At 68.4% G+C, this 24,000-nt stretch carries 24 protein-coding genes; 10 read left to right on the forward strand and 14 right to left on the reverse strand.

What is annotated here, in order from left to right; all coding sequences use genetic code 11:
• The first annotated feature begins 726 nt into the window (after positions 1-726).
• Genes INP57_RS25055 through INP57_RS25070 form a run of 4 tightly spaced genes read left to right on the forward strand, consistent with a single transcriptional unit; the run spans position 727 to position 4,186 of the window.
• A complete protein-coding gene (locus INP57_RS25055; RefSeq protein ID WP_200072804.1) occupies positions 727-897 on the forward strand; it encodes a hypothetical protein in 171 nt (56 codons plus the stop codon).
• Positions 897-2,144 carry an iron-containing alcohol dehydrogenase gene (locus INP57_RS25060; RefSeq protein WP_200072805.1) on the forward strand — a complete coding sequence of 416 codons (1,248 nt, stop codon included), beginning with the start codon at positions 897-899 and terminating at the stop codon, positions 2,142-2,144. Before INP57_RS25055 ends, INP57_RS25060 begins: the two co-directional genes overlap by 1 nt.
• A 7-nt stretch (positions 2,145-2,151) precedes the next feature.
• Positions 2,152-3,513 carry a MadS family sensor histidine kinase gene (locus INP57_RS25065; protein WP_200072806.1) on the forward strand — a complete coding sequence of 454 codons (1,362 nt, stop codon included), beginning with the start codon at positions 2,152-2,154 and terminating at the stop codon, positions 3,511-3,513.
• Positions 3,506-4,186, forward strand: coding sequence for a MadR family response regulator transcription factor (locus tag INP57_RS25070; protein WP_200072807.1), 681 nt, complete (start codon positions 3,506-3,508; stop codon positions 4,184-4,186). The genes INP57_RS25065 and INP57_RS25070 overlap by 8 nt, the downstream gene beginning before the upstream one ends.
• Positions 4,187-4,200: 14 nt before the next feature.
• On the opposite strand, the gene mftM is transcribed toward INP57_RS25070, so the two are convergent.
• The 4 genes from mftM to mdo all read right to left on the reverse strand — a co-directional run bounded on the left by mftM (position 4,201) and on the right by mdo (position 9,167).
• Positions 4,201-5,109: a mycofactocin oligosaccharide methyltransferase MftM gene (gene mftM / locus INP57_RS25075; RefSeq protein WP_200072808.1), complete on the reverse strand. Its 909-nt coding sequence runs from the start codon at positions 5,107-5,109 to the stop codon at positions 4,201-4,203.
• The gene (locus INP57_RS25080) at positions 5,106-6,623 is read right to left on the reverse strand and encodes a VWA domain-containing protein (protein ID WP_200072809.1); all 1,518 of its coding nucleotides are present in this window, start codon (positions 6,621-6,623) and stop codon (positions 5,106-5,108) included. Before INP57_RS25080 ends, mftM begins: the two co-directional genes overlap by 4 nt.
• A 10-nt stretch (positions 6,624-6,633) precedes the next feature.
• Positions 6,634-7,794, reverse strand: coding sequence for an AAA family ATPase (locus INP57_RS25085; protein ID WP_200072810.1), 1,161 nt, complete (start codon positions 7,792-7,794; stop codon positions 6,634-6,636).
• Between the two features lie 80 nt (positions 7,795-7,874).
• The gene (mdo, locus tag INP57_RS25090; RefSeq protein ID WP_200072811.1) at positions 7,875-9,167 is read right to left on the reverse strand and encodes an NDMA-dependent methanol dehydrogenase; all 1,293 of its coding nucleotides are present in this window, start codon (positions 9,165-9,167) and stop codon (positions 7,875-7,877) included.
• 418 nt (positions 9,168-9,585) lie between these two features.
• Between mdo and mftA the strand changes: the two genes are divergently transcribed.
• From mftA to INP57_RS25120, 6 genes are all read left to right on the forward strand, one after another.
• Positions 9,586-9,690, forward strand: coding sequence for a mycofactocin precursor MftA (gene mftA, locus INP57_RS25095; RefSeq protein WP_200072812.1), 105 nt, complete (start codon positions 9,586-9,588; stop codon positions 9,688-9,690).
• The gene (gene mftB, locus INP57_RS25100) at positions 9,680-9,988 is read left to right on the forward strand and encodes a mycofactocin biosynthesis chaperone MftB (protein ID WP_200072926.1); all 309 of its coding nucleotides are present in this window, start codon (positions 9,680-9,682) and stop codon (positions 9,986-9,988) included. The genes mftA and mftB overlap by 11 nt, the downstream gene beginning before the upstream one ends.
• Positions 9,989-10,063: 75 nt before the next feature.
• Complete coding sequence (gene mftC, locus INP57_RS25105) at positions 10,064-11,242, forward strand: mycofactocin radical SAM maturase (RefSeq protein WP_200072918.1); 1,179 nt, start codon at positions 10,064-10,066, stop codon at positions 11,240-11,242.
• 53 nt (positions 11,243-11,295) lie between these two features.
• The gene (mftD, locus tag INP57_RS25110; protein WP_200072813.1) at positions 11,296-12,462 is read left to right on the forward strand and encodes a pre-mycofactocin synthase MftD; all 1,167 of its coding nucleotides are present in this window, start codon (positions 11,296-11,298) and stop codon (positions 12,460-12,462) included.
• A gap of 206 nt (positions 12,463-12,668) precedes the next feature.
• On the forward strand, positions 12,669-13,607 hold the full coding sequence (locus INP57_RS25115; protein WP_200072814.1) for a toxin glutamine deamidase domain-containing protein: 939 nt from the start codon (positions 12,669-12,671) through the stop codon (positions 13,605-13,607).
• Between the two features lie 30 nt (positions 13,608-13,637).
• Positions 13,638-13,937, forward strand: coding sequence for a hypothetical protein (locus INP57_RS25120; RefSeq protein WP_200072815.1), 300 nt, complete (start codon positions 13,638-13,640; stop codon positions 13,935-13,937).
• A gap of 182 nt (positions 13,938-14,119) precedes the next feature.
• Here the strand turns inward: INP57_RS25120 and INP57_RS25125 are convergent, their stop codons facing one another.
• From INP57_RS25125 to INP57_RS25170, 10 genes are all read right to left on the reverse strand, one after another.
• Entirely contained in the window at positions 14,120-15,139 is a 1,020-nt protein-coding gene (locus INP57_RS25125) for a methyltransferase (RefSeq protein WP_200072816.1), read from the reverse strand.
• A gap of 205 nt (positions 15,140-15,344) precedes the next feature.
• Complete coding sequence (locus INP57_RS30440; protein ID WP_200072817.1) at positions 15,345-16,127, reverse strand: FadR/GntR family transcriptional regulator; 783 nt, start codon at positions 16,125-16,127, stop codon at positions 15,345-15,347.
• 19 nt (positions 16,128-16,146) lie between these two features.
• Positions 16,147-17,589: an aldehyde dehydrogenase family protein gene (locus INP57_RS25135; RefSeq protein WP_200072818.1), complete on the reverse strand. Its 1,443-nt coding sequence runs from the start codon at positions 17,587-17,589 to the stop codon at positions 16,147-16,149.
• 5 nt (positions 17,590-17,594) lie between these two features.
• On the reverse strand, positions 17,595-18,965 hold the full coding sequence (locus tag INP57_RS25140; protein ID WP_200072819.1) for a glutamine synthetase family protein: 1,371 nt from the start codon (positions 18,963-18,965) through the stop codon (positions 17,595-17,597).
• Positions 18,962-19,732 carry an SDR family NAD(P)-dependent oxidoreductase gene (locus INP57_RS25145; protein WP_200072820.1) on the reverse strand — a complete coding sequence of 257 codons (771 nt, stop codon included), beginning with the start codon at positions 19,730-19,732 and terminating at the stop codon, positions 18,962-18,964. The genes INP57_RS25140 and INP57_RS25145 overlap by 4 nt, the downstream gene beginning before the upstream one ends.
• Positions 19,729-20,700 carry a gamma-glutamyl-gamma-aminobutyrate hydrolase family protein gene (locus INP57_RS25150; protein ID WP_200072821.1) on the reverse strand — a complete coding sequence of 324 codons (972 nt, stop codon included), beginning with the start codon at positions 20,698-20,700 and terminating at the stop codon, positions 19,729-19,731. Before INP57_RS25150 ends, INP57_RS25145 begins: the two co-directional genes overlap by 4 nt.
• A 29-nt stretch (positions 20,701-20,729) precedes the next feature.
• Positions 20,730-20,876, reverse strand: a complete 147-nt coding sequence (locus INP57_RS25155; RefSeq protein ID WP_200072822.1) for a hypothetical protein — start codon at positions 20,874-20,876, stop codon at positions 20,730-20,732.
• 230 nt (positions 20,877-21,106) lie between these two features.
• Positions 21,107-22,327 carry a xanthine dehydrogenase family Fe-S subunit gene (locus INP57_RS25160; protein ID WP_200072823.1) on the reverse strand — a complete coding sequence of 407 codons (1,221 nt, stop codon included), beginning with the start codon at positions 22,325-22,327 and terminating at the stop codon, positions 21,107-21,109.
• Positions 22,324-23,211 carry an FAD binding domain-containing protein gene (locus INP57_RS25165; RefSeq protein WP_200072824.1) on the reverse strand — a complete coding sequence of 296 codons (888 nt, stop codon included), beginning with the start codon at positions 23,209-23,211 and terminating at the stop codon, positions 22,324-22,326. Before INP57_RS25165 ends, INP57_RS25160 begins: the two co-directional genes overlap by 4 nt.
• An 8-nt stretch (positions 23,212-23,219) precedes the next feature.
• Positions 23,220-23,999, reverse strand: a complete 780-nt coding sequence (locus tag INP57_RS25170) for an enoyl-CoA hydratase/isomerase family protein (protein ID WP_200072825.1) — start codon at positions 23,997-23,999, stop codon at positions 23,220-23,222.
• Position 24,000: the final 1 nt, after the last annotated feature.

A 24,000-nucleotide genomic window follows, 5' to 3' on the forward strand; every position in this document is an offset into this window, starting at 1 on the left:
CTCCGATTAGCCGTCCGGGAATGCGAGCACGGCGTGCTGGTCCGAAGCGGTGGGTGCCCGCTGGCACTCCTGCCACGGACGAGCGGCACCCCAGCCTGCACGACATCGCAGCCGGGGGCGGGGCCGTTCGTTCTCGTGCAACCGTGCGACGCCGCCCGCCGAGCGAGCGGCGAGGTGGTGGTCGCGGGGCCGTTGCACGAATCGGCCGACGTGATCGACCTGTGCCACTGGCTCACCGATGGGCTGCTCACCGGCACGCCTCTCCCTGGCCACCTCCGGCCGGCGTTCGTCATCAGTACCGATCGCCGCTCGTAGCCTCTCCCGACGATCAGTACGCACCCCCGGGCTCACGCCAGCTGCCGCGGTTTCGACATGCAGGGACGGCCCGGTATTTCCATGCTCAATCGCGGAAAACCTCGCCACCGAAGTGGCGACCGCGGACGAAGCTCGCCACGTGCGACAACGACCACCCCGACCGCCCCAGACGACCTCTGTGTCCACTGTGGATGACTTCTGCACTCGCAGCGGCGCTGCGACTCTCGATGTGCCCAAGATGAGCCACGGCGCGTACCGCCGCAGTTCCGGTTCCGCGCTCCGGTCCCTGCCCAGTTGGACAGGTGCAGGCCCGATCGACTGGGGAGGTTACGTCCCCGTGAGAGACAGATTACGGTCGGGACTTGTCGAGGTCACTGTCGTAGCGCTGCTAGTGCACCGAGGAGAACCGCTGTGGACCGTTACGTGGTGGAACCGAACTTCCCCGATGCCGGGGGGCTTTCCGAAGACGGCCTACGCACACTGTCGGCGGCGAACGAGGTACTCCGATCCACGCACTACGACCTGCAGCTGCTCGTGCGAGTGACCTCACCTGACGAGCCGTCCCAGACCGCGAGCGCTTGATGCCCCGGGTTGGCGTGGGCCCAGGCTCCAACGGCGACTGGACTGGGACGGAGCAACTGGCGGGACCTCGTGTGCCGGCTGAGCCGACGACAGCGAGCGGACAGCTCGCCAAGTTTCATGCGCCCGAGATCGTGTTCGGCCAGAACGCGCTGTTGGAACTCGGACACAGCGCGGGGCGCCTCGGAGCGCGGCACCCATTCCTGCTGACCGACGCAGGTGTGGTGGAGGCAGGCTGGGCGCATCGAGCGTGCGAGCAGCTCAGGTCGGTCGGGCTGCACCCCGTTGTGTGGTCCGACCTGACCCCCAATCCCAAGGACTTCGAGGTCCAGGCGGCATACGACCGGTACGTCGACTCCGGTGCGGACGTGATCATCGCGGTAGGGGGTGGCTCCTGCGTGGACGCCGCCAAAGGCGTCGCGATCCTGTCCGGCAACGGCGGCCACATCCTCGATTACGAAGGGGTCGACGAGGTCGTCAAGCCGATTCCACCACTTGTGATGGTGCCCTCGACTTCCGGCACGGGAGCCGACGTTTCCCAATTCTGCGTGGTCACCGACACCTTCCAGGAGACCAAGGTGACCATCATCAGCCGCACCCTCGTTCCCGAGATATCGATCGTCGACCCGCTTCTGCTGACCACGATGCCGGAGTGGCTCAACGCCGCCACCGGCCTCGACGCTCTTGCCCACGCCGTCGAGTCCTACGTCTCCCGTGCGCACAACCCGCTCACCGATCACCACGCGTTGCACGCGGTCAGCCTGGTGACCGAGAATCTCTTGCGCACGCTCGTCGATCCCCAGAACATGCAGGCACGAACGGCGATGGCCCAAGGGTCCTTGGAAGCCGGCATGGCCTTTACCAACGCGATCCTTGGCGCCACCCACGCGATGAGCCACCAAGTGGGAGGGCTCCTGGACGCGCCGCACGGAATGATCAACGCCATCCTGCTGCCCCACGTCATCCGGTTCAACGCCGCGGAAGACCCCGTCCGCTACGGGCCCCTGGCTCGTGCAGCCGGGATCGACATCGACCGGGTGCGGGCGGACCAGGCCGCCGAGCTGCTCGCCGACCGCGTGCGCGAATTGGCCGACTCGCTCGGCGTGCCGCGAGGACTGCGCGGGCTGGGAGTCGGCGAGCACAACGTCGCCAGCCTGGCCCGGACGACGATGCGGGACGCTTGCTTGACGACCAACCCCCGGACCATGGACCAGCAGCAGGCCGTGGCGCTGTTCCGCGCCGCCATGTGAGGGCCCCATGCACGACCCGGACCGCTCCGAATCGCCCGCGCTCGGGAAGTTGACCGGAGTCCGTTCGAGCAAGCACTCGTTCTACCCGGAGTACCGGCGCTCGAACGAACGGCTGACGCACACCGTCCGCGCGTTGGACGAGATCTCGCAGGCACTCGTGCGGTCCGCGGAAGGGCCGCGCGCGCTGGTGGAAGCCGTGGTCACCGCGGCGGCCGATCACCTGCAGGCGCAGTGGCTGCTGCTGGCGATCTCCGGCGGCCAGCTCAGCGGGATGCGGCCGAGCCAGTTGCTCTACCACCACGGGACGTTCATCGACGACCAGCACGACATGCCGCGGCCGATCCGCCATCACTTGACCATGGTGCGCACCTCCCCGTGGGAACTGGGCACCTGCTCGTTGAACAACGGACTGGTTCGCGCGCCGATGATGCTCGACGACGAACCGGTCGGCGGGATCGTCGCGCTCGCGGGCGAGGACGTGCAGCTCGCCGACACGGACCTGGCCATCATCCGCGTGCTGGCCAACCAAGCGGCGGTGGCGCTGTACAACTCGCATCTGTTCCAGACCGCGACGCACTTGCGGGGCCGCACCGACCAGCTCACTGCAGAGGCGTCCCGGCAAGCCGAACACCTCGTTCAACGGCAAGCGGAACTGGAGCACGTTCAGCAACAGCTGACCGCGGCCATCCAACGCCAAGTGATCGACGAAGAGCGCCACCGCATCGCCAGGGAGCTGCACGACAGCGTCACGCAAGCCGTGCTCAGCGCCGGAATGATCGTCGAGGTTTGCCGTTCCGAGCTGGAGGTCCTTCCGCCGCCTGCCCCGGCCCTTGCCCAACGGCTGGAGCCGGCCAAGGAGCTCACCCAGCAAGCCGTCGCGCAGCTGCGATCGGCGATCTACGCGCTGCACAACGCCAGTGACGAAGTCCCGGGGTCGCTACCGGTGCTGCTGGAACGACTCTCGCACGTGCACCTGCCCACCGAGTTGGAGGTCGCGGTGCGCGTGGAAGGCGACGCGATCGCACTGCCGCCCGCGATCGAGCACTCGATGCTGCGACTGACCGGCGAGGCGCTGTTCAACACGGCGATGCACGCCCACGCCGATCAAGCCGTGGTCGTCCTCCGGTACCGGCCCGATCGGGTCCTGCTGTCGGTCGGCGACGACGGAACCGGCGACCCGGATGTTCTGCAGCGCGACCTGCTTTCCGCCGGCAATGAGCACAGCGGATACCACTGCGGTTTGGCGAACATGGTGCACCGAGCCGAGGAGATGGGCGGCACGCTGAGCATTCGACGCGCGGAGCTCGGCGGCGTGTTGGTGCACCTGGATGTCCCGCTTTCCCCGGCATGGAGGGTTTCCGATGATTGAGGCAGCACAGCGGCACGAACCGCCCCGGGGCTCGCAGGAGGAGACCGTGGGGATCATGCTGGTCGACGACCACGCCATCGTCCGGCAAGGGCTTCGCGCCGTGCTGGAGCGAGAAACGGATCTGGCGGTGGTGTGCGAGGCTTCCAGCGCCGAGGAAGCGCTGGCATCCGTGACGCGGTACGCCCCCACCGTCGTCCTGCTCGACCTGAAGCTCTCCTACGGCGACTCCACCGAAGGCTTGCGGTTGTGCGAAGAACTCATCCGCGCACGTCCCAACATCGGCGTGCTCGTGTTCACGACCTTCCTCGAAGACAACCTCGTGATCGAGGCACTTCGGCGGGGGGCGAGAGGTTACGTGGTCAAAGATGTCGACACCACCGAGTTGGTCCGGTCCATCCGCGCGGTCGCGCGCGACGAGAGCGCGTTCGACTCGCGGTCCGCAGCTGCGATGGCGCACTCGATCAGCAACCAGGACGACACGCCTGAGCTGACACCCCGAGAGCTAGGGGTGCTGCAGCTGCTCGCACGCGGTATGAACAACCGGGAGATCGGTGAGCAGCTCCACATCTCCGAGACGACGGTGAAGTTCCACACCCGCAACGTCAAGCGCAAGCTCAGCGTGTGCAGCCGAGCGGAGGCCGTCTACGCCGCGAGCAAAGAAGGATTGATCTGAACACCGACGCCGCATCAGCGGCGATCGATGACCAACCAGCCGCCGTGGTGCTCCTCCACCCGGAAATGTGCTCCGGCGCCGCGGCCGAGTTCTTCCAACGCCGGTAGGTCGAACGTGCGTACGTGGCCGTAGGCCGCAGTGGGCTCCGGCTCGAACGGGACGGCGATGACCACCCGTTCCCGCGCGAGGCGAAGTGCCTCGGCCAGGACCGCGGCGCCATGGACCGGTTCGAGATGTTCGAGCAGGTGCACGGCGAGCACCGTGTCCACGGCGCCGTCCGGCAACGGGATTCGGGCTGCGTCGCAGACGAGGGTGCCGACGGGCGTGCGGCGCTGCCGCGCCATCCGTCGCAGCAGATCGATGCTTCCCTGGTCGATGTCCGCGGCGATCACCTCGGTACCGGCGCGCGCGGCCAACAGCATCGCCAGGAATCCGAAGCAGGACCCGACGTCGAGAACGCGCCCTGGTGGCACGAGTTCCAGACTGCGGCGGTAGACCGGAACGATCTCCGCTATCGCGGAGCAGCGGGGTCCCGGTTCAGCGGTCCACAGCCGCCGTATGTGCTCGAGGGTGTTGTCGTAGAACAGCGACCAGGCTCGCCCGGGATCGTCCACAGTGGTCTTGACGACGCCGGTGAACACGCGCTCGAAGATGTCGACGCTGCTGCTGAGCCAACCCGGGGCGAACAACTCGTGGCGGAGCAGTCCGGCGAGGTCGTTGTCGAGCTGCTCCGGTGGGATCCGGTGGCCGATCCGGAGGCGGTCCCCGTTGCGGTGCAGACAGAAGTGCCGCGTGCGGGCCACCGTTACCGCATCGGATGCATCGTGGTCGCCGCCGCGCACGACTTCGACCAGCCCGTCGTCGTAACGTCCCGGGGTCGAAGGGCCGAGCGTGTCGAGCGGCCCACCGGCTCGCTGGTTCATCGGCCGGTCACCTCCGCGGCCATGCGCTCCGCCGTGCGGCGCAGCCCGGTCAGGTCACGCACCACTTGGACCCGGTCGCAGTGTTCGGCGTAATGCGGCAGGTCGCAGCCCCCGAGGCCCCACGAGTACCGCGGTTCCGGGGTCAGCCAGATGAGTTCCTTGCAGTGCCGGGAAATCTCGTTCAACCCGGGTAGATTGGCCGGACGCCCGTTGTTGCGCCCATCCCCGAGGATCACGACCGTGGTGCGGCTGTCGATCGCGTCGCGGAAATCAGCGCGGAAGTCGGCCAAGACGCGTCCGTAGTCGGAGTCGGCGTCGACGTCGAGGGTGTGCCCGTCGAAGATGAGCCCGAGCGCGTGTTCGGCCGGGTGCGCGCTGAACAGCGCGGTCACCTCGACGATTTCGGCCACGAACGCGAAGCTGCGAACCTTGCGGAACTGGTTCTGCAAGCCGTGCACCAAGTGGAGCGTGAACCGAGCGGTGGCTCGCACGGACAGGCTCACGTCGGCGAGCACCACCAACCGCGGCTTGTCCTCGCGACGCCGCACGGTGACCGGCCGGAACGGCACGCCGTCGAAGCGCATGTTGCGACGCATCGTGCGCGCCGAGTCGATGCGTCCTCGCGGAGAAACCACGCGCCGGCTGGTGAGCCCACCGCGGAGGCTGCGGGCGAGTTGGTCGAGTGATCGCTCGAGTTCGTCACGCTCACCTTGGTCGACGTGGTCCGAACAGGACGGATCATCGACCTCGGAAGCGGAGTGCCCGGCCGCCAGCAGGCGGGCGATGTGTTGCTCGAGCGCTTCCGGGAGGTTGTTCAACAGCCCGGACAGCCGGGCGCGCAACTCCTCGGCGTCATCGAGGTCTCCATCGTCGTGCGCACTGGTGGGGTCGGTGAGCGGGCTGAGCCATCCCAGCAGGGCGTCCTGCTGCTGATCGCTGAGGTCGGCGTCGATGCGGTGCGCGTTGGCCGCGGACAACCGGCCGGGCGGTGGTGTGCCGCCCATCCGGTCGGTCTCCAGCTGCACGTGATCGCTGTTGCCGATGCTGGCCACGTCGTCCTGGGAGAGCATGAGCTCGTCTTCCGAATCGGAGCTCATGCTGATCGGGTTGAGCTCCGGGTGCGGGCTGTAGCGTTCGACGAGGTCGTTGTCGTCGAACAGATCACCGACCGCTGCGTCCGGGCTTTCCATGTCCGCCCGTGGTGGGCGCTGCTCGACGTCTCCGAGGACGAAGTCCTCCAGCGGTTCACCGCCGCCCTGGGATCGCCCTTCGCGTCCCTCGCTCACGGCCGCGGCAGGCGCCTCGACGAATACGATGTGGAAGAGTTCGTCGAACACCGGGTCGTCGCGGTGATCCTTGATCAAGGCGCTCCGGAGTGCTTCCCGGAACGCCGGCCGCTGCGCCAACACCCCGGGGGCGCACAGCGCGCGCAGCGCGTCGACGACTTCGGAGACCGATATGCGCACGTTCCGCGCGCGCAACGAGCGAGCGAAACGCAAGATCGTGAACTCCATGACCGCTCCTTCAACCGCGGCGGCGGAACTTGGAGGTGAACGACCGCTCCCCTTGTCCGGTGCTGACCCGCGGCCGCGCGGGCTGCCCGTCGACGGCCGGTTGGCTGCGTTCGCCGTACGTTCCGGGGCCGTGCCTGCCGGGGTGGTCCTTGGCGCTGCGCACCGTCCGGCCCTCTCGATCAGCCGGCGCGTGTTCGGTTGCGGCGTCCACTTGAGCCGGCACCGAGGCGGGTTCGGGGATCTCGCCCTGGACGAGCGCCGCCAACTGCTCGCGGGCCCGGGCGAGATCCTTGTCGTACTTGAGGACCACCGACAACGTCTCGTCCAGTTCGGCCGTGCCGAGCTCGGAAATGCCGAGGACCGCCAGCGTGCGCGCCCAGTCGATGGCCTCGGAGATGCTTGGCGGCTTGCGCAAGTCGAGTTCCCGGAGCCCGCGCACGACCTGCACCAGGTGCTCGGCGACGGCGTCGCCGAGGCCGGTTCCCTTGGACTGGATGATCTGCAGTTCGCGATCGGCATCGGGATAGTCGAGGAACAGGTGCAGGCAACGCCTCTTCAACGCCGCAGACAGATCACGGGTGTTGTTGGAGGTCAACACGACGTACGGCGCGTGGCGGGCGACGAAGGTTCCGATCTCGGGTATCGAGATCTGGCCTTCGGCCAAGACCTCCAGCAGCACGGCCTCCAGCGCCTCGTCGGCGCGGTCGATCTCGTCGACGAGCAGGACCACCGGGGCCTCGGAGCGGATCGCTTCGAGCAGGGGGCGCGAGGAGAGGAAGCGCTCCGAGAAGAACACGTCGTCGTGCGAACCGATCTGCTCGACGGCCTCGGCGATGCCGGTCGAGCTCTCGACGATGTCACCGATCTTCTCGCGCAGCATCTGGGTGTAGAGCATCTGCTTGCCGTAGTCCCACTCGTACAGGGCGCGGCTTTCGTCCTGCCCCTCGTAGCACTGCAACCGCACCACGCGGCGACCGGTGCTGTCGGCCAGCGCGTGGGCGAGCTCGGTCTTGCCGACGCCGGCCGGGCCTTCCAGCAGCACCGGTTTGACCAGCCGGGTCAGCAGGTACACGGTGGTCGCCAACCTCCGGTCGGCCAGGTAACCCACCTCCGCCAGCCGGCTGATCGTGTGCTCGACGGAGTCGAATTCGTAGCTCGGCGTGGGATTCACGGACTCGCCTTTCCACGTGGTTTCGACTGGCCGGTGCCCGCCCGCGCATCGGCGGGCGGGCACCAGAGGAGGACTCGACCTCAACTCACCAGGTCTTCCAGGTCCCCGTTGAAGGCGTGCTCGACGACCGGGCGAACGGTCTCGAACGTCGTCTCCTTGGGGTTCCCCGGCGTGCAGCTGTCGCCGAGGATGTGCCGGGAGACGCGATCCACGTCTTCCTTGTCGCCCTTGATCGCCGTGCGCTTCTGGTAGAACTTCGTGGGCCCCTGGCCGAGCCGGTTCTTCTCGTGGGTGTCCTGGGTGATGTCGGTGAGCTTCTCCGGGATGCCCACGTCGCGCAGGAGCCGGATCGCGGCGTCCACTGCGGCGTCCGCGGCCTTGACGTCCGTCATTCCGTGGGTGTCCACGCCCAGCGCCTCGGCAAGCTTGGCGTACTGCTTGTAGGCCACCGGCAGGTTCCAGGCCCACACGCGCGGCAGTGCGATCGCGTTGTTCAGGCCGTGGTGGGTGTCGTAGAACGCGCTGACCGCGTGCGAGATCGAGTGCACCACGCCGAGCCCGCCGGAGTTGAAGGCCTGCCCCGCGATGTACTGCGCGTACATCATCCCTTCGCGGGCGGCCAGGTTCTGACCGTTCCACGTGGCGGTGCGCAGGTGCTGGCCGACGAGCTCGGCAGCGTGCCGCGCCTGCCCCATCGACGGGGTGAAGTCGAGTCGGGCGACGTAGGGCTCGGAGGCGTGCGCGAGCACGTCGAAACCGCACTGGGCGCTGAAGTGCGTCGGCAGGTCGTAGTACAGCACCGGATCATCGATGGCCAGCGTGCTCACCGAGTGGTCGTCGAAGGCGACGTACTTGTGCGGGTTGTCCGGGTCAGTGGTCGTATCCGTGATCACGTACGCCCACGAGGTCTCCGAGCCGGTCCCTGCAGTGGTGGACACCGCGATGTGCGGCGGGTTCTTCGAATTCTCGCTCTTGTTGAACCCTTCGAATTCATTCACGTTCCGCCCGTCGTGCGCCACCGAGATCCGCGCGCCCTTGCAAGCATCGTGGGAGGACCCACCGCCGATGGAGACGAAGCCGTCGCACTTGTTCTCCTGGTAGAGCTGCACCGAATCCATGACGTTGTAGTCCTTGGGATTCGACTCCACCTGGTCGTACAGCACGGGGTCGAGCCCGTGGTACTTCAGCGACTCGAAGATCTTGTGCACGATGTCGGTGCCGCGAAGTCCAGAGGTCATCACGAGCGGGCGACGCATCCCGATCTTCAGCGCTTCCGGGCCGATCATCTCGTGCGACCCAGGCCCTAGAAGTGCTCGGGGAACCGGGTGGAACTCCTTGAGCGGGAAGGGCTTGAACAGCTCTTCGACCTGCATTCGCATCTCCTCTCGCCGCGCTTTGCCGAACCGTGCGTTCACGCGGTTCGGACTACCCAAGTGATCGGCGTCACTGAAATCTGACGCTAGGGCTTTCAGCGCGGCGAGCGGAAGACGTCGCGCGGCGAACCGACGCTTCGGCGAGGCAAGAACGACTGATCGGGCCAGACGGATCCTGCCTACGTGGGCAGGAAATCGTTGTCCACTCCGCAGGAAACGAGCCGCACCGCACGTCTCGGACGGCGACCATCCACCTCTGGTATCGAGTGGGACAGGTTGCGACCCTGACCAACCGGACAGGAAATCCGTGCCCGCTCGCACGGCGACCGTGCTGCGCGGCGCCGACTAGATTCAGCACCTGTTCCGTTTTCCACCCCCGCTGCGCGCTGCGAAGAGCACGACCAGGAGGAATTTTCCGATGAATGAGCAGAACAGTTCCGAGCAACCGCCCGCCGAGGACGTCGTCGAGGACGACATGCTGGTCGAGGAAGTCTCGATCGACGGGATGTGCGGTGTCTACTGAGGACCGCTCCTCCGGGGTTCCGGTCCCGGAGGATTCCTCGGAGTTCCACCCGGACCGCGCCTACCGGCTCAGTGCCGACGTAGCGCTCCGCGCGGAGCATTTCGGCGCGCTCGCGTACCACTTCGGCACCCGCAAGCTGTCGTTCCTGAAGACACCGCAGCTGGTGGAGCTCGTGACGAACCTGCACCAGCATCCTTCCGCACGATCCGCGGTGAGCCACCTGCCTGGCGCCGAGCGAGCGAGCTACCTGCGCGCCCTGGCCGGATTGGCCGGTGCGCGCATGATCGTGCCCGCTTGAGCGCGCCCCACCGCAGTCGAAAGGTCAGCTATGCACGCACCTCTGAAAACCAGCACCGGCGGCACCTCGCAGGTACTGCCGCTCGTCGAGCAGTTCAAGTCCGGGTTGGCGTCACCGATCTGCCTGACCTGGGAGTGGACCTACGCCTGCAACCTGTCCTGCGCGCACTGCCTGTCCTCATCCGGTCGCCGCGATCCGGACGAGCTGGGCACCGACGAGATCAAGTCCGTGATCGACGAGCTGGAGCGGATGCAGGTCTTCTACGTCAACATCGGCGGTGGGGAACCCACCGTGCGCCCGGACTTCTGGGAACTCGTCGAGTACGCGGTCGACCATCACGTCGGTATCAAGTTCTCCACCAACGGCTACCGCATCACCCAGGAGCGGGCACGCTGGCTGGCCGAGGCCGACTACGTGGACGTGCAGATATCACTGGACGGCGCCACGCCCGAAGTCAACGACGCCGTACGCGGCCCGGGCTCCTACACCACCGCGATGCGGGCGATGGAGAACCTCGCAGCCGCCGGGATGCGGGGCTTCAAGATCTCGGTGGTGATGACCAGCCAGAACGTCGGCCAGCTCGACGAGTTCAAGCGCATCGCCGACCACTTCGACGCCCAGCTGCGCATCACCCGCCTGCGCCCGTCGGGACGCGGCGCGGACGTGTGGGACGAACTGCACCCCACCGCCGCGCAACAGCGCCGGCTCTACGACTGGTTGGTGGCGCACGGCGAGGACGTACTCACCGGTGACTCGTTCTTCCACCTCAACGCCCTCGGATCGGACCCGCTGCCCGGACTGAACCTGTGCGGGGCGGGCCGGGTCGTGTGCCTGATCGATCCGGTCGGAGACGTCTACGCCTGCCCGTTCGCCATTCACGACGCTTTCCACGCGGGCAACATCCGCGAGGCGGGGTTCGGGCCGGTGTGGCGGGATTCAGAGCTCCTCAACGACCTGCGACGTCCGCAGACCGGCGGAGCGTGCGTCTCGTGCTCCGCCTACGACGCCTGCCAAGGTGGCTGCATGGCCGCGAAGTTCTTCACCGGCCTGCCCCTCGACGGCCCCGATCCCGAGTGCGTCAAGGGCCACGGTGAGGCCGCGCTGGCCCGGGTCGACGCGCAACAGGCACCACGTCCGGCGCAGGACCACTCCAAACCCAGTGCCAAGCGACAACAGGTGATGCTCGGACTCCCCGGGCTGCGCCAGCGTCCGGACCGCGCCTGCGACCAGAGCCCGCTCGCGGGCTCGTCCTGAGCGGCCCCGCTGACTGCCCCGCCCCGTTCGCCGATGTGAAAGAGGAAGTGCCCATGGGTAGAGGCTGGTTCGAAACGGTCGCCGAAGCACAGCGCCGCGCGCGAAAACGCCTCCCGGCATCGGTCTACAGCGCCTTGATCGCCGGTGCCGAGCAGGGCAGCACGCTCGAAGACAACCAGGCGGCGTTCACGGAGCTGGGTTTCGCGCCGCACGCGGCGGATCTCTACGGGCAACGAGACCTCGGCACCACGGTGATGGGCCAGTCGCTCTCGTTGCCCGTGCTCATCTCCCCCACCGGTGTGCAAGCCGTGCATCCGGACGGTGAAGTGGCCGTCGCGCGCGCCGCTGCCGCCCGCGGTACAGCCATGGGGCTGAGCGGATTCGCGAGCAAACCCGTCGAAGAAGTCGTCCGGGCCAACCCGCAAACCTTCTTCCAGACCTATTGGGTGGGCAGCCGCGACGACATCGAACGGCGGATGCAGCGTGCGCGCGAGGCCGGCGCGATCGGCCTGATCGCCACCACCGACTGGTCCTTCTCGCACGGCCGGGACTGGGGCAGCCCCGCGATCCCGGAGAGGATGAACCTGCGCACCAAGCTCAAGTACGCCCCGCAGGCGCTGACGCACCCCGGCTGGTTCGCCGAGTTCGCCAAGCGACGCCAGATCCCCGACCTGACTGTTCCGAACATGCAGCAAGGTGACGATGCGGCGCCGACCTTCTTCGGCGCCTACGGCACCTGGATGTTCACCCCGCCGCCGAGCTGGGAGGACATCACCTGGATGCGCAAGCAGTGGGACGGGCCCTTCATGCTCAAAGGCATCTGCCGGGTCGATGATGCCAAGCGCGCCGTGGACGCAGGGGTCACCTCGATCTCCGTGTCCAACCACGGCGGCAACAACCTCGACGGCACACCGGCGAGCATTCGCGCACTACCCGCGATCACCGACGCAGTGGGCGATCAAGTAGAAGTGCTGCTCGACGGCGGAGTGCGGCGCGGTAGCGATGTCGTCAAAGCGCTCGCACTCGGCGCCCGGGCGGTCATGATCGGTCGCGCCTACCTCTGGGGCCTGGCGGCCAACGGGCAAGCGGGTGTCGAGAACGTCCTCGACATCCTGCGCGGCGGGATCGACTCCGCCCTGCTCGGGCTCGGACACCGCTCGGTGCACGAACTCGGCCGGTCCGACCTCCTAGTTCCACCCGGATTCGCAAGAGGGCTCTGAAACAGCACGTACTACGGCCACAACGCACCACGCCACCGACCTGCTCACCAGCCCGCACCACCAACGACGCGCTGTGGACCAGTTGTATTCCCGCCGCGCCGAGGCCAGGATCCCGACCGGGATCATGACGACGAAAGCGCCGATGAAGAACTGGCCGTCGAGCTCCGCGCGGTGCCCTGGTCGCGGGCAATGGGCTGCGTACCGAGATGAGCGCCGCCGCTCAGGAATGCGCGAACCGCATCGAAGAGGCCAAAGGAATGCGGTTCCAGGAACCCCCGGGCACGTTGGATCTGATCGGCCAGGGACGGGATTTCATCCGGGAGAACAAAGATGTTCTCAAAAACATCTCCGAGGCCCTGAAGATCGTCTCCGCGGGACTCGCGGTCGTTGGCCTTGCCTTGCAGGCCATCCCGGTGGTCGGCAATGCCGTCGGAGGAGCGTTCCTAGTGGCCGCCGGGATCACCGGCGGCGTCGCGCTGGCCATCGACGCCGGCATCTACGCCGCCACCGGCGAAGGCAGCCTCACCTCAATTTTGGTCGACACCGCGTTGACGGTCATTCCCATAGGCAAGTTGGCGAAACTCGGCAAAGCTGCCTTCAGCATGGCCAAGGACTGGCGTTTTCTTGCACGCCCCACGTCACACATTTCCGAACCGGCAATCCACGCCGGCTCTGCGAATCCGGCCATGGGGAGATGGTTCCTCCGGGATCAGCACTCGTGGATGAGCGGCGAAAAGGCCATCAATGCTCCTCGGTTCAACGCGAGCACGCCTGGCTACGTGGAGAACTGCTCGAACAATGTGGCCACGGTTGAACATCGGTTGAACGGGGTCGAGGTCTCGACCACACCGTTGCACAATCCGCGGTGGCCGGATCCGGCCGCACTGGGCAATCCCAATGCCAGGTTCCAGGACGTGGCCAGCTACGATGACATCACCAAGGACATGCACGCCCGCGGTGCAGGATCACGTGGAGTGGTCTACATCAATCGTCCGGGCAACCCGGCCTTGTTCATAAAGCCCACGGCCCACGTGTTTAACGTCCCCCACGGCCCGCACGGGGTGGAGTTCCTCGATGGCCAAACGGGTGCTCTCGCGGAGCTGGAACAACACGTCGACCGCATTGGATACATGCCGTACCGGTAGGTGCGCGACAGGTTGAGGAGTGCAGCTGGAATGGTTTCGAAAGAAGACGCCAACCGCGCCGCGGAACAAGTTTTGGCGGAGGTTTACGGCGACGATGCGGTTGGGGCCACGATCGTCATTGAGGGAATCGGCGAGGTCCCCAACGCTTGCATCGTGGCATTCGACCTGGCCGACAATAACACGGATGATCCGACCCAGTTGCCGATGGTGCGGAATATCATCGTCCCCAAGGACGGCACTCCCGCACACCTGCCACCGACAGCGCTTCCGATCCCGAAGTATCTGTCCATGGTCGAGTCCGGAGAATGGAACTGGGTCGGCGCGCCATAATTCCGACCGCACCCTGCCCCCGTGACGATTCATGACTGCTGCCCGGTGACATCCAGCGGGCCAGCGCCTGAAGATCCCGGCTTGGTGCTGGTGGCGCTCACCAGCCCGAAATCGCCGCCCGGACGTCGCCGCGCCGCCTGGTTCTCCCCAGGCGGCGCAGCGGTCGTGGTGCCGGGTGATCGTCAGCGCAGCGTGGCTTCGACGATGGAGTACGGCGTCGGGGTTTCCACGATGCGGTCCAGGGTGAAACCGGCCCGGTCGAGCAGCACCCGGTATTCCTCGGCGCTGCGCTCCTGACCGGTCAGCATCCCGAGCATGGTCAGGTCCATCATCTTGCTCAGGTGCGGGAGGTCGTCCGCGGGAACGACGCCTTCGAGCAGCAGCACCCGCGCCCCGGAATCGGCCGCCGCGGCGATCGAACCGAGGATGCGCAGGCTCGACTCGTCGTCCCAGTCGTGCAGGATGTAGGACAGCACGTAGACATCGGCGGTCGGAACCGATTCGAAGAAGTCGCCGGCGACGACCTCGACCCGGTCCGCCAACCCGTTGCGGGCCAGGCTGTCCCGCGCGCCGGACACGATCGCCGGAAGGTCGAAGACGATCCCGAGCCGGTCCGGGTCCGCCCCCAGCAGCTCGGCCAGGACGTTGCCGCTGGCACCGCCGATGTCGGCGACGACCTTGCCCTCGGGCAGGACGTAGCCGTCGAACATGCCCGTCCGCAGGCTCGAGCTGAACTCCGTCATCGCCCGGTTCTGCAGCTCGGCGCGGTCGGAATCGGCCGCGATCCAGTCGAAGAACGGTTCGCCGAGGTGGACGTCGGCTGCCGGTCGGCCGGTGCGCGCGGCGGTGAGCAACTCGCTGAACGGGAGGTAGTGCGTCTCCATCCAGTAGCAGATCGCGTTGTACATCGACGAGGGGTGCTCGCGGGAAAGGATCGCGCCCAGCTCCGTGACGCGGACCCGGTCCCCCTCGCTGCTGAACACGCCCAGCGGGGTCAAGGATCGGATCAGCCGGTGCAGCGCGCCCGGATCGGCTCCGGCGCGCTCGGCGAGCACGTTCACCGGCAGCGGGCCGTCGTTCGCCAGCATGGTCGGCACATCCAGCTTCGCCACCGCGTACAGCGCCTGCGACACCTGGAAACCGGCCATCAGGCGGCTGATCTGGGCGGTCGGCGGCGGGGTGGGATGGCTTTCCGAGGTCATCGATCCTCCGAGTTCGGGGTCGCGCGGGCGAACTTCCGGCCGGCTCGCACCGGAAAGTTCCTTGATCGACAACCTATCGGCACCCGCTGCCGAACGTCCACGCACGTGCGCGACCAACAGCCCCCAACACGCCGGCCGACCTGAGATGATCTTGATGTTGCTGCGCCACGGCAACCATCCGAAGAACTGCGATACGCACCGCTAGTCACAATTCCTCGGTGAGGAGCAGTTCGAACTCCTCCCTGGTCGCGGCGAGATGCCGGGTCATCTCTACCGCCGCTCGGTCCGGGTCTCGATCCCGGACGGCGGCGAGCACCAGCGCATGCCCCTGCACGCAGGACCCTTTGAGGAACTGGAAACCCAGGAGGTCGACCGGCGCGAACATCTTGACCCTGGCGTCTTCGACGGCGACCGCGAGCTCGTGGTTCCCGGAAGCACGCGCGACCGCGAGGTGGAACGCCGTGTCCGCATTGCGGGAGTCGTGCAGCGCCTCGGACGCTTCGAGCTCGGCCTGCGCCTGTTCCATCGCGGCGAGGTCCTCGTCGCTGCGCCGTTCGGCGGCGAAGCGTGCCGCGGCGCTGTCGATCACGGCGCGGAACTCGACGAGCGCCACGATGGCACCCGCCCGTTCGCGAACGTCCTGGCGGATCCGCCACGCCTCGACCATCGAGGCCTGCACGAACGCTCCACCGCGGGCACCGCGGCGGATGGCGATCTGCCCACTGCCCTCCAGGATCCGCAGCGCCTGGCGCAGCGTGTCCCGTGCGACCCCGAGCTGTTCGGCCAGCTGCCGCTCCGGGGGAAGACGGTCCCCGGGCCGGATACGTCCCAGCGTCATCTCCCGCCGGAGATGATCGACGATGGCCTGGTAGCCGGAAATGGCCCGCGGCGACGTGGCTGCAGCCGAGGTGTCCGGGATGGCCTGCGCTGCCGAGTCGGCCGGGCTCCCCGAGGCGGCTGAGACGTCACCGGCCCGCTTGCTCGTCACGCTCGCACCCCGCTCGGACTCAGAGGGGAAGACCGGGCGCGTCGGTTCCCACGATCCTCTTGCCGAGGAAGAACTCTAGCAGTTCAGCGTCCCCGTGCCCCCCGATACCGGAGCTGCCGAAGAAGCTCTGCGCCGAGTGCGGCGACATGTCCAGCACGCTCGTCCCGTTGACCTTCACCTCTCCGGCGACGAGCCGGGCACCGAGCGCACCTGCCTCGTCGATGTCCTCGGAGAAGACGTATCCGGCGAGTCCCACCTGGCCGGAATTCGCGCGGCGCACCGCATCCTCGGCTTCGTCGAAGGCCTCGATCGTGAGTAGTGGGCCGAAGATCTCCGAGTCCGGCTCGACGGCTTCACCGACGGCGAGCGTCGGGGGAAAGAAGAAGCCTTCGTCGGGCGTCAGACCTGTCTCGACGATCGTGGCGCCGCGGGCGGCGAGGACATCGCGCTGCGCGGTCAGCTGCTGCCGCCGCCCCTCGAAGGCGACGGGCCCGAGCGTCGTCGTGTCGTCGAGGCTGGAACCGATCCGCAGCGTGGCGAGTTCCGCGCGCAGCCCCTCGACGAGCCTGTCACGCACCGCGCGCGACGCGAGGACCCGTCGCGGTGCCTCGCACCATTGGCCGGAGAGCTTCATGGCGCCGCCCGCGAGCGCCTTTGCGGTGACCTCGACATCGGCGTCCGGCAACACGATCGCCGGGTTGTTCGAGCCGAGCTCGAGGCGAAGCTTGGCGAAGCGGGGTGCGGCGGCGGCCGCGATGGCGCGGCCGGTCGGAGTGGAGCCGGTCATCGAGATCGCGGCGATCCGCTCGTCCTCGACGAGCCGGGATCCCGCCTCCGCACCGCCGAGCACCAGGTTCACGACGCCGTCGGGAATGCCCGCTTCGGCGGCCGCTTCCGCGACGAGCAGCGCGCTCCACGGCGAGGCCGGTGACGGTTTCATGACGGCGCTCGCGCCGGCCGCGAGTGCGAAACCGAGCTTCTTGACGGCCATCGCCGAGGGTGCGTTCCAGGGCATCAGGAGGGCGGCGGGGCCCCACGGCACGCGGTGGATGCGCACGTCCCTGCCGTCCGCGGGCAGGGCCGCGGCGTCGCCGAGCGCGAGCGCCCGGTCCGCGGCGGAGCGCACGGTGTCGCCGTTGCTGGACGCGAACAGCCGGGTCACCGAGATCGGCACGCCCGAGTTGATCGCGTCGAGGCGGGCGATCTCGTCGGCACGGGCGTCCAGACCGTCGGCGAGGGCCCGCAGGAACGGTGCGCGCCTCTCGGCGCCGAGCGAGGACCAGCGCCCGTCGGCATGTGCACCGGCCGTGGCGCCGACGGCCCGGTCGATCTGCTCGCTCGACGACGAGCGACTCGGTGCGAGTTCGGCGCCGGTGTTCGGGTCGCGCAGCGATGCTCCGTCGTCGGTGCGGCTCTGCTCGGCGCGGCCGTCGATCCAGGTGCACGGGGAGGGAAAGGTCATGCTCGTCAGATCCGATCGAAATAGCGCTGCAGGTCCCATTGCGTCACCGTGGATTGGTAGACGCGCCACTCCAACTCGGCGAGGTGGCGGAAGTGCGATGTGTTCTCTTCACCGATGAGCCGGCGGACGAAATCGGACGTCGCGAACATCTCGGCTGCCTCGGCGAGCTGCGTGGGCATGGCCGCGTCGATCTCCCCGTCGTAGGCGTTGCCCACCGTCATCGCGGGCGGTGTCGCCGAACGTGCGATGCCGTCGCGGGCGGAGGCGAGCACGCCGCCCAGGGTCAGATAGGGATTGGTGTCTGCGCCGGGTATCCGGTATTCCACACGCAGGGCGGACGACGTGTGCCCGACGATCCGCGCTGAGACCGACCGGTTCTGCACCGCCCATGTCCGGCCGTACCCCGCGATCTCCTGTGAGTTGGTGCGCCGGTAGGAGTTGACGGTCGGCGCGTACCAGGCCATGAACGCGGGGGTGTGCTCGAGCATCCCGGCGACGGCCGAACGCAGCGTGTCGCTCATGCGGTGCTCGGCGTCGGCGTTCCAGAAGACCGACCCACCCGCGTCGTCGAGCAGCGAAAGGTGCACGTGGCAGGACGAGCCGGGCTGGTCGTTGAGCGGGCGCGCCATGAACGTCACCGACATGCCCGCTGCCACCGCGCTGTCGCGCACGGCGAGCTTGTAGAGCGCGTGCCGGTCGGCCATCTCGAGCGGGTCGCCGTAGGCGAAGGTCATCTCCCACTGCCCGGTTCCCCATTCGGACTGCCCCGCCTCCACCTCGATACCGCTGTCCCGCAGGTCGCGACGCAACTTCTGGAAGAAGGGCTCGTAGCCGTTGCCCTCGTGGATCATGAAGTCGCTCGGCGTGAGGGTCGTGGGGTCCAGGTCGTCCCGAAAGTCGCTCTTGCGCAGCGCACGAGGGTTGTTCGCGAACAGGTAGAACTCCAGCTCGGTACCGGCCTGCGGCGAGTAGCCCATGTCCCGGTACCTGGCGAGCTCCTTCTTGAGCAGCACGCGCGGCGAGATGTCGAGCGGTTCGCCGGTCGTGGGCCACACGGGGTCGGCCATGCAGATGGCGACTCCCTGCAGCCACGCGGCTCGGCGCAGCGTGCCGACGTCGGGGATGAGCGCCACGTCGGGTGCGCCGTTGTGCATGCTGCAGACGGCGAGGACGCCCGCGCCGATGAGGTCGAAGGACTGCTCGACGTCCCAGGCCCACGCGCAGGTGCAGATCTCGACGCCGCACTCCAGGATGCCGGGGAAGCGCTCCGCGGGAACCCGCCGTCCCACCAGGCGGCCCTGCAGGTCCGGGGTCGCGACGATCACCGTGTGGATGCCCGCTCCTTCGAGCTGGAGCGGGTCAAGGAGAGGGGTCATCGCGTCAACCACCCGCCGTCCACCGGCAATTCGATGCCGTCGATCCAGGCCGCCTCGTCCGAGAGCAGCCACGAGATCGCCGAAGCCACGTCGGCCGGCGTTCCGACCCGGCGCACGAGCAGGCGCTGTCCCAGGAACTCCATGGCCTCGGGGCTCGTGACGTCCTCGTAGGAGAAGAAGTCCGTCGCGATGGGTCCCGGCGCGACGCAGTTGACGCGGATGTTCTTGGGGGCGAGTTCGACGGCGAGCGCCTTGGTGAGTGCGGGTACGCCGCCCTTGCTCGCGTTGTAATGCGGCTGCGCGGTGCTGCCGCTGGTCACGACCACGGACGCCTCGACGGTGGAGAGGTTGACGATCGCGCCGCCGCCGGCGGCATCGAGGTGCGGGGCCACCTCCTGCGCGACCAGGAACTGGCCCTTGAGGTTGACGTCGAGCACGAGGTCCCAGGCGTCGTCGGTGAGGTCGGACAGCGAGTGCGGAGTCACCAGGCCCGCATTGTTGACGAGCAGGTCGAGCGATCCCCACGCCGCGGCCGCGGCCTCGGCGGCGGCCCGGATGCCGGAGCGCTCACGCACGTCGACGGCGGCGGACAGCGCGGTACCGCCATCGGCCTCGACGAGTTCCGCGGTTTTCCGGGCAGCGTCGCCGTTGACGTCGGTCGCCATGATCCTCGCGCCCTCGCCCGCCAGGCGCAGCGCGGTCTCCCGGCCGATACCGCCGCCTGCGCCGGTGATGAAGACCGATCGGCCGGCATGTCGTTCGCTCATCGTGCGACCTCCTGTGCGTTGTCGTTGCGGGTGAGCCCGGCCTTGGCGGACGCGGTGCGGGCGAGCCAGGTGAAAATCGGGTCGTTGCCGAAGGTCTCGGGATGCCACTGCACTCCGATCGCGGACGTGCCCGCGATCTCGATGGCCTCGGCGGTGCCGTCCGGGGCACGGCCGACGACGGTCACCCCGTCGCCGGGACGGTCGACCGCCTGGTGGTGGAAGGAGTTGACTCTGGTGCGCGTGCCGTAGACGGCCGCGTGCGTGCTGCCCTCGGTGAACTCCACGTCGTGGACCCGGTGCGCACGCGGATAGGCGTAGGAGCCGTGCGACTCGCCTTCCCCGAGCTCGAGATGCTGCTGCAGCGTGCCCCCGAGCACCACGTTGAGAATCTGCTGGCCCCGGCAAACGCCGAGGATGGGGATGTCCCGCTCCAGTGCCGCGGTGACGAGGTCGGTCTCGAACTGGTCGCAGGCCGGATCCACGACCGTCGTGAAAGGACCGGGCGCCTGGCCGTACCGGCGCGGGTCGACGTCGTCCCCGCCGACCAGAACGAGCCCGTCGAGTCGCGCCACGAGCGCCCGCGCGTCGCCGTCGAGAGGCAGGTGCACCGCGAGCGCGCCTGCGCCCTGTACCGACGTGGCGAATTCGGCGAAGTAGACGTCGATGGGCGCGTCGGAGAATCCCCGCGGAGCCGTCATGATCGCCGCGCTCTTCCGGCGACCGGTCAGCCCGATCAGCGGGCTCGCCGCGGCGGCAGTCGCGTACCGAGTCGGATTCATCGGATCGAACTCCCGGTGTCGTTCGTGGTCGAGTTCCTGTGCGCTCAGGGCGAAATCCGCGGGATCGCGAGCTTTGACCAACAGCGCCTGCACCGCGCCGAGACCCGGCGCCAGGACGACGATCGCGAGCAGCACGTAGCCCACGTCCCCAGGTGGCTTGCCCGCGGCGCCGACGTCTTCGACGACCAACGGGAGGTTGCTGGCGATCAGTTGGGCGGCTACGGCGAGGCCCACCGGGCCGGCGAGCGGCGCAACCGCATCACGGGCAGACCGACTCCGTTACCGACCAGGAAGCCGATCGGCATGAAGGTCACGGCGCGCGGGCCGAGGGTGCTGCTCAGCCGGTATTCGCCCTGGACGCTCATCGGCGAACCTCCTTCAGGAGCGTTTGGCCCAATAACTAGACCATTCGTCCATGGGCGCCGAAAACCCAAGGCGGGAGAGTTGACCGAACCGTTACGCGGCGCGTGCTCGCCGACGTCCGGGCCCTCCGCCGAATACTTGTCAGACGTTCGGACGACACGGCCGAGCCGCGGTCTCATGCAGCCGATCGCGTTGCCACAGCGTGGAATTCGAGCCAACCGCCCGCCTCGGCTCACTTCCCGCGAAGACGGCCGATTCGCTTGATCCGGTCCAGCAGGGTGCCGAGCATCATGCGCAGCGCGCTCGGCGCGGCGTGGGACCGCTGCGGTGCTTCTCCGGTGGTGGCGGCCTGGCGGACCGAGTCGGCGAACTGCTCGAACATGCGTCGGCTGATGTCGCCTGCCAGCGCTCGGCCGAACTGGGCGATGCGGCCGGTCAGGTACACGGCCGCGTCGGCGCGGAGTTCCGTTCCCGCTGCGGTCGCATGCGCCCGCAGCGTGATGTCGGCCTGGGTTTGCGCCCCTCCGGTGTCCTGCCCCTGCGCGAGCACGCGGATCGTCCCGGTTTCCCGGTCCTGTTCGAGTACCCGGGCGACCCCGTGGAACGAGAGCTTGATGGGTCCGACCGCGACTCGCGCGCGTCCGGCGTAGAGCTGGTCGCCGAGTTCCTCGGTGAGCTCCGCGCCGGGAAGGCATCCCGCCAGCACGTGCACGTCGTCGAGCACCCGCCACACCTGATCGAACGGCAGCTCCAAGGCGGTGTCCACCTGCACCGCGATCGTCGGATCTCCCTCGGGGAGCACGATCTCCACGTTCCCGGCAGGTTCGCCCGACGGTTCTGCGTTCTCCTCGGTGACCGTGGCCGACTGGCCGCCGGAGCGGCCGACCAGCGCCCGCCGGGCGCAGTTGCCCGGCTCGGGGATTCCCTCCGGGTGCGCGGCGCGGGTTTCGGAGACGGCGGTCATGATGTTCCGGTAGCCGGTGCAGCGGCAGATTACGCCGGACAGCTCCGCGGGGAGCTCCTCGTCGGTGACCTCGGGTTCGTTGCTGAGCAGGTCGTAGGAGCTGAGCAGGAAACCCGGGGTGCAGAAACCGCATTGCAGGGCGTGGTTCCGCCCGAAGGACTCCTGCAGCGGGTGCAGGTCGTCCGGACGCCCGAGCCCTTCGACGGTGACGACCTCGGAGCCGTCGAGCTGGCAGGCGAACAGCAGGCAGGCGCGGACTGCTTCGCCGTCGACCAGCACGGTGCACATCCCGCAGACCCCGTGCTCGCAGCCGACGTGGGTTCCGGTCAGTCCCAGGTGGTCGCGCAGCGCGTCCGCCAGCGTGACGCGGGCGGGGAGGTTCAGCACCGCGGGTGTGCCGTTGACCGTGAACCGCACTTCGACGGTTTCGCCGGCTTCGGCGCGGACCGGTCGAAGGCCTTCCTGCACGGGTTCTCGTGCGCTCGTCATGCTTCCACCTCCGCTGTGCCGCGCACCGCACGGCGGTATGCCTTGGCCGTTTCGCGGGCCGCCAGCGCGCGCAGGAGGCGCCGGCGGTAGCCGTTCGACGCGTGCGCGTCGCCGTCGGTGTCGACGACCTCGCGCACCACGTCGTCGAGCGCACCGGCCAGCTCGGACTGGTCGCCACCGGCCGTGCGGACGAGGCCGGTCAGGTCACGGGTGACGGGCCGGTCGGAAACTCCGAAAGCCGTCATCGTCGCGGCGGACACGCCGCCGCCGTCATCGACGCGGACGTGCGTTGCTACTCCGGCCAGCGCGAAGTCACCGTGCCTGCGCGCGATCTCGGCGAAGCCGAAGCCCTCCCCCGGCCCGGCCGCCGGGAAGGAGACCGCGGCCAGGACGTCCTCCGCGCGCAGTGCGGTCGTCATCGCCCCGTCGAAGAACCCGCGGGCTCGAACGGCGCGTTCGCCCTCGGGGCCCGCCAGGGTCAGCTCCGCGTCCAGGCAGCAGGCGACCGCCGGGAGCTCGGCGGCCGGATCGGCGTGCGCCAGGCTCCCGCAGATCGTGCCGCGGCTGCGCAGTTCGCGGTGCCCCACCCAGGGCAGCGCGAGCCGCAGCAACGGCACCTGCGCGGACTCGGGCGCGCGCTCCACTCGACGCTGCCGGACAGTGCCGCCGACCTCCAGCCGGTCGCCCACTGCCCGCAGCGCGTCGAGCCCGGTGACCGCGTTGATGTCCACCAGGGTCGTCGGCCGCGCCAGCCGCATGGCCAGCACCGGAACCAGGGATTGCCCGCCGGCGATGACCTTGCCGCCGCCGTCTGCGTCGACGAGTTCGGCAACGGCGTCGGACAACGCCGCGGGGCGCGCGTACGCGAAGGGTGCGGCCTTCATCCAGCTCCTCACCGCCCCTGGAACTTCGGGGTGCGCTTCTCGCCGAACGCGGCGACGCCTTCGGCGAAGTCCTTGCTGGAGCGCAGCATCGCGTAGGCCTTGCGCTCCAGCTCGATCCCGCTGTACAGCGGGGCGTCGACGCCGCGGTCGAGAACTTCCTTGGCGGTGCGCGCGGCCAGCGGGGAGAACCCGATCAGCTTGGTCACCAGCCGCTCGACCTTCTCGTCGAGCTCCGCTCGATCGGCGGCCAGCTCGGCGAGAAGTCCCCAGTCCTTGGCGTCGTCGGCGTTGATCCGGGACGCGGTCAGCACGTGGTACTTGGCGCGGGAGAGCCCGATCAGCCGGGCGAGGCGTTGCGTTCCGCCGGAGCCCGGGATCATGCCGAGGTTCATCTCCGGAAGCGCGAACTGGCTTCGTTCGGTCGCCACGCGGATGTCCGAGGACAGCGCGAGTTCGAACCCGACGCCGAAGCAGTAGCCGTCGACGGCGGAAATGACGACCTTGGGGCTGCGGGAGGGCGCGGTCACGTGGTGCCCGAGGTCGGTGAAGTCGACCGGGTCGACCTCCATGAAGCCCGCGATGTCGCCGCCCGATGAGAAGTGCTCGCCTTCGCCCCGGATGACCACGACCTGGATGGCGTCGTCGGCGTCGATCTCGGCGAACCGGTCGGCCATGACCTGCCGGGTCTCCCAGGTGATGATGTTGTACTTGCCGTGGTCCAGCGTCAGGTACGCGACCCGGCCGTCGTGGCCGCGGGTCAGCTTGATCTCGCCTCCGGTGAGGGCCATG

Source organism: Saccharopolyspora galaxeae (assembly GCF_016526145.1).
GTDB classification, from domain to species: domain Bacteria; phylum Actinomycetota; class Actinomycetes; order Mycobacteriales; family Pseudonocardiaceae; genus Saccharopolyspora_C; species Saccharopolyspora_C galaxeae.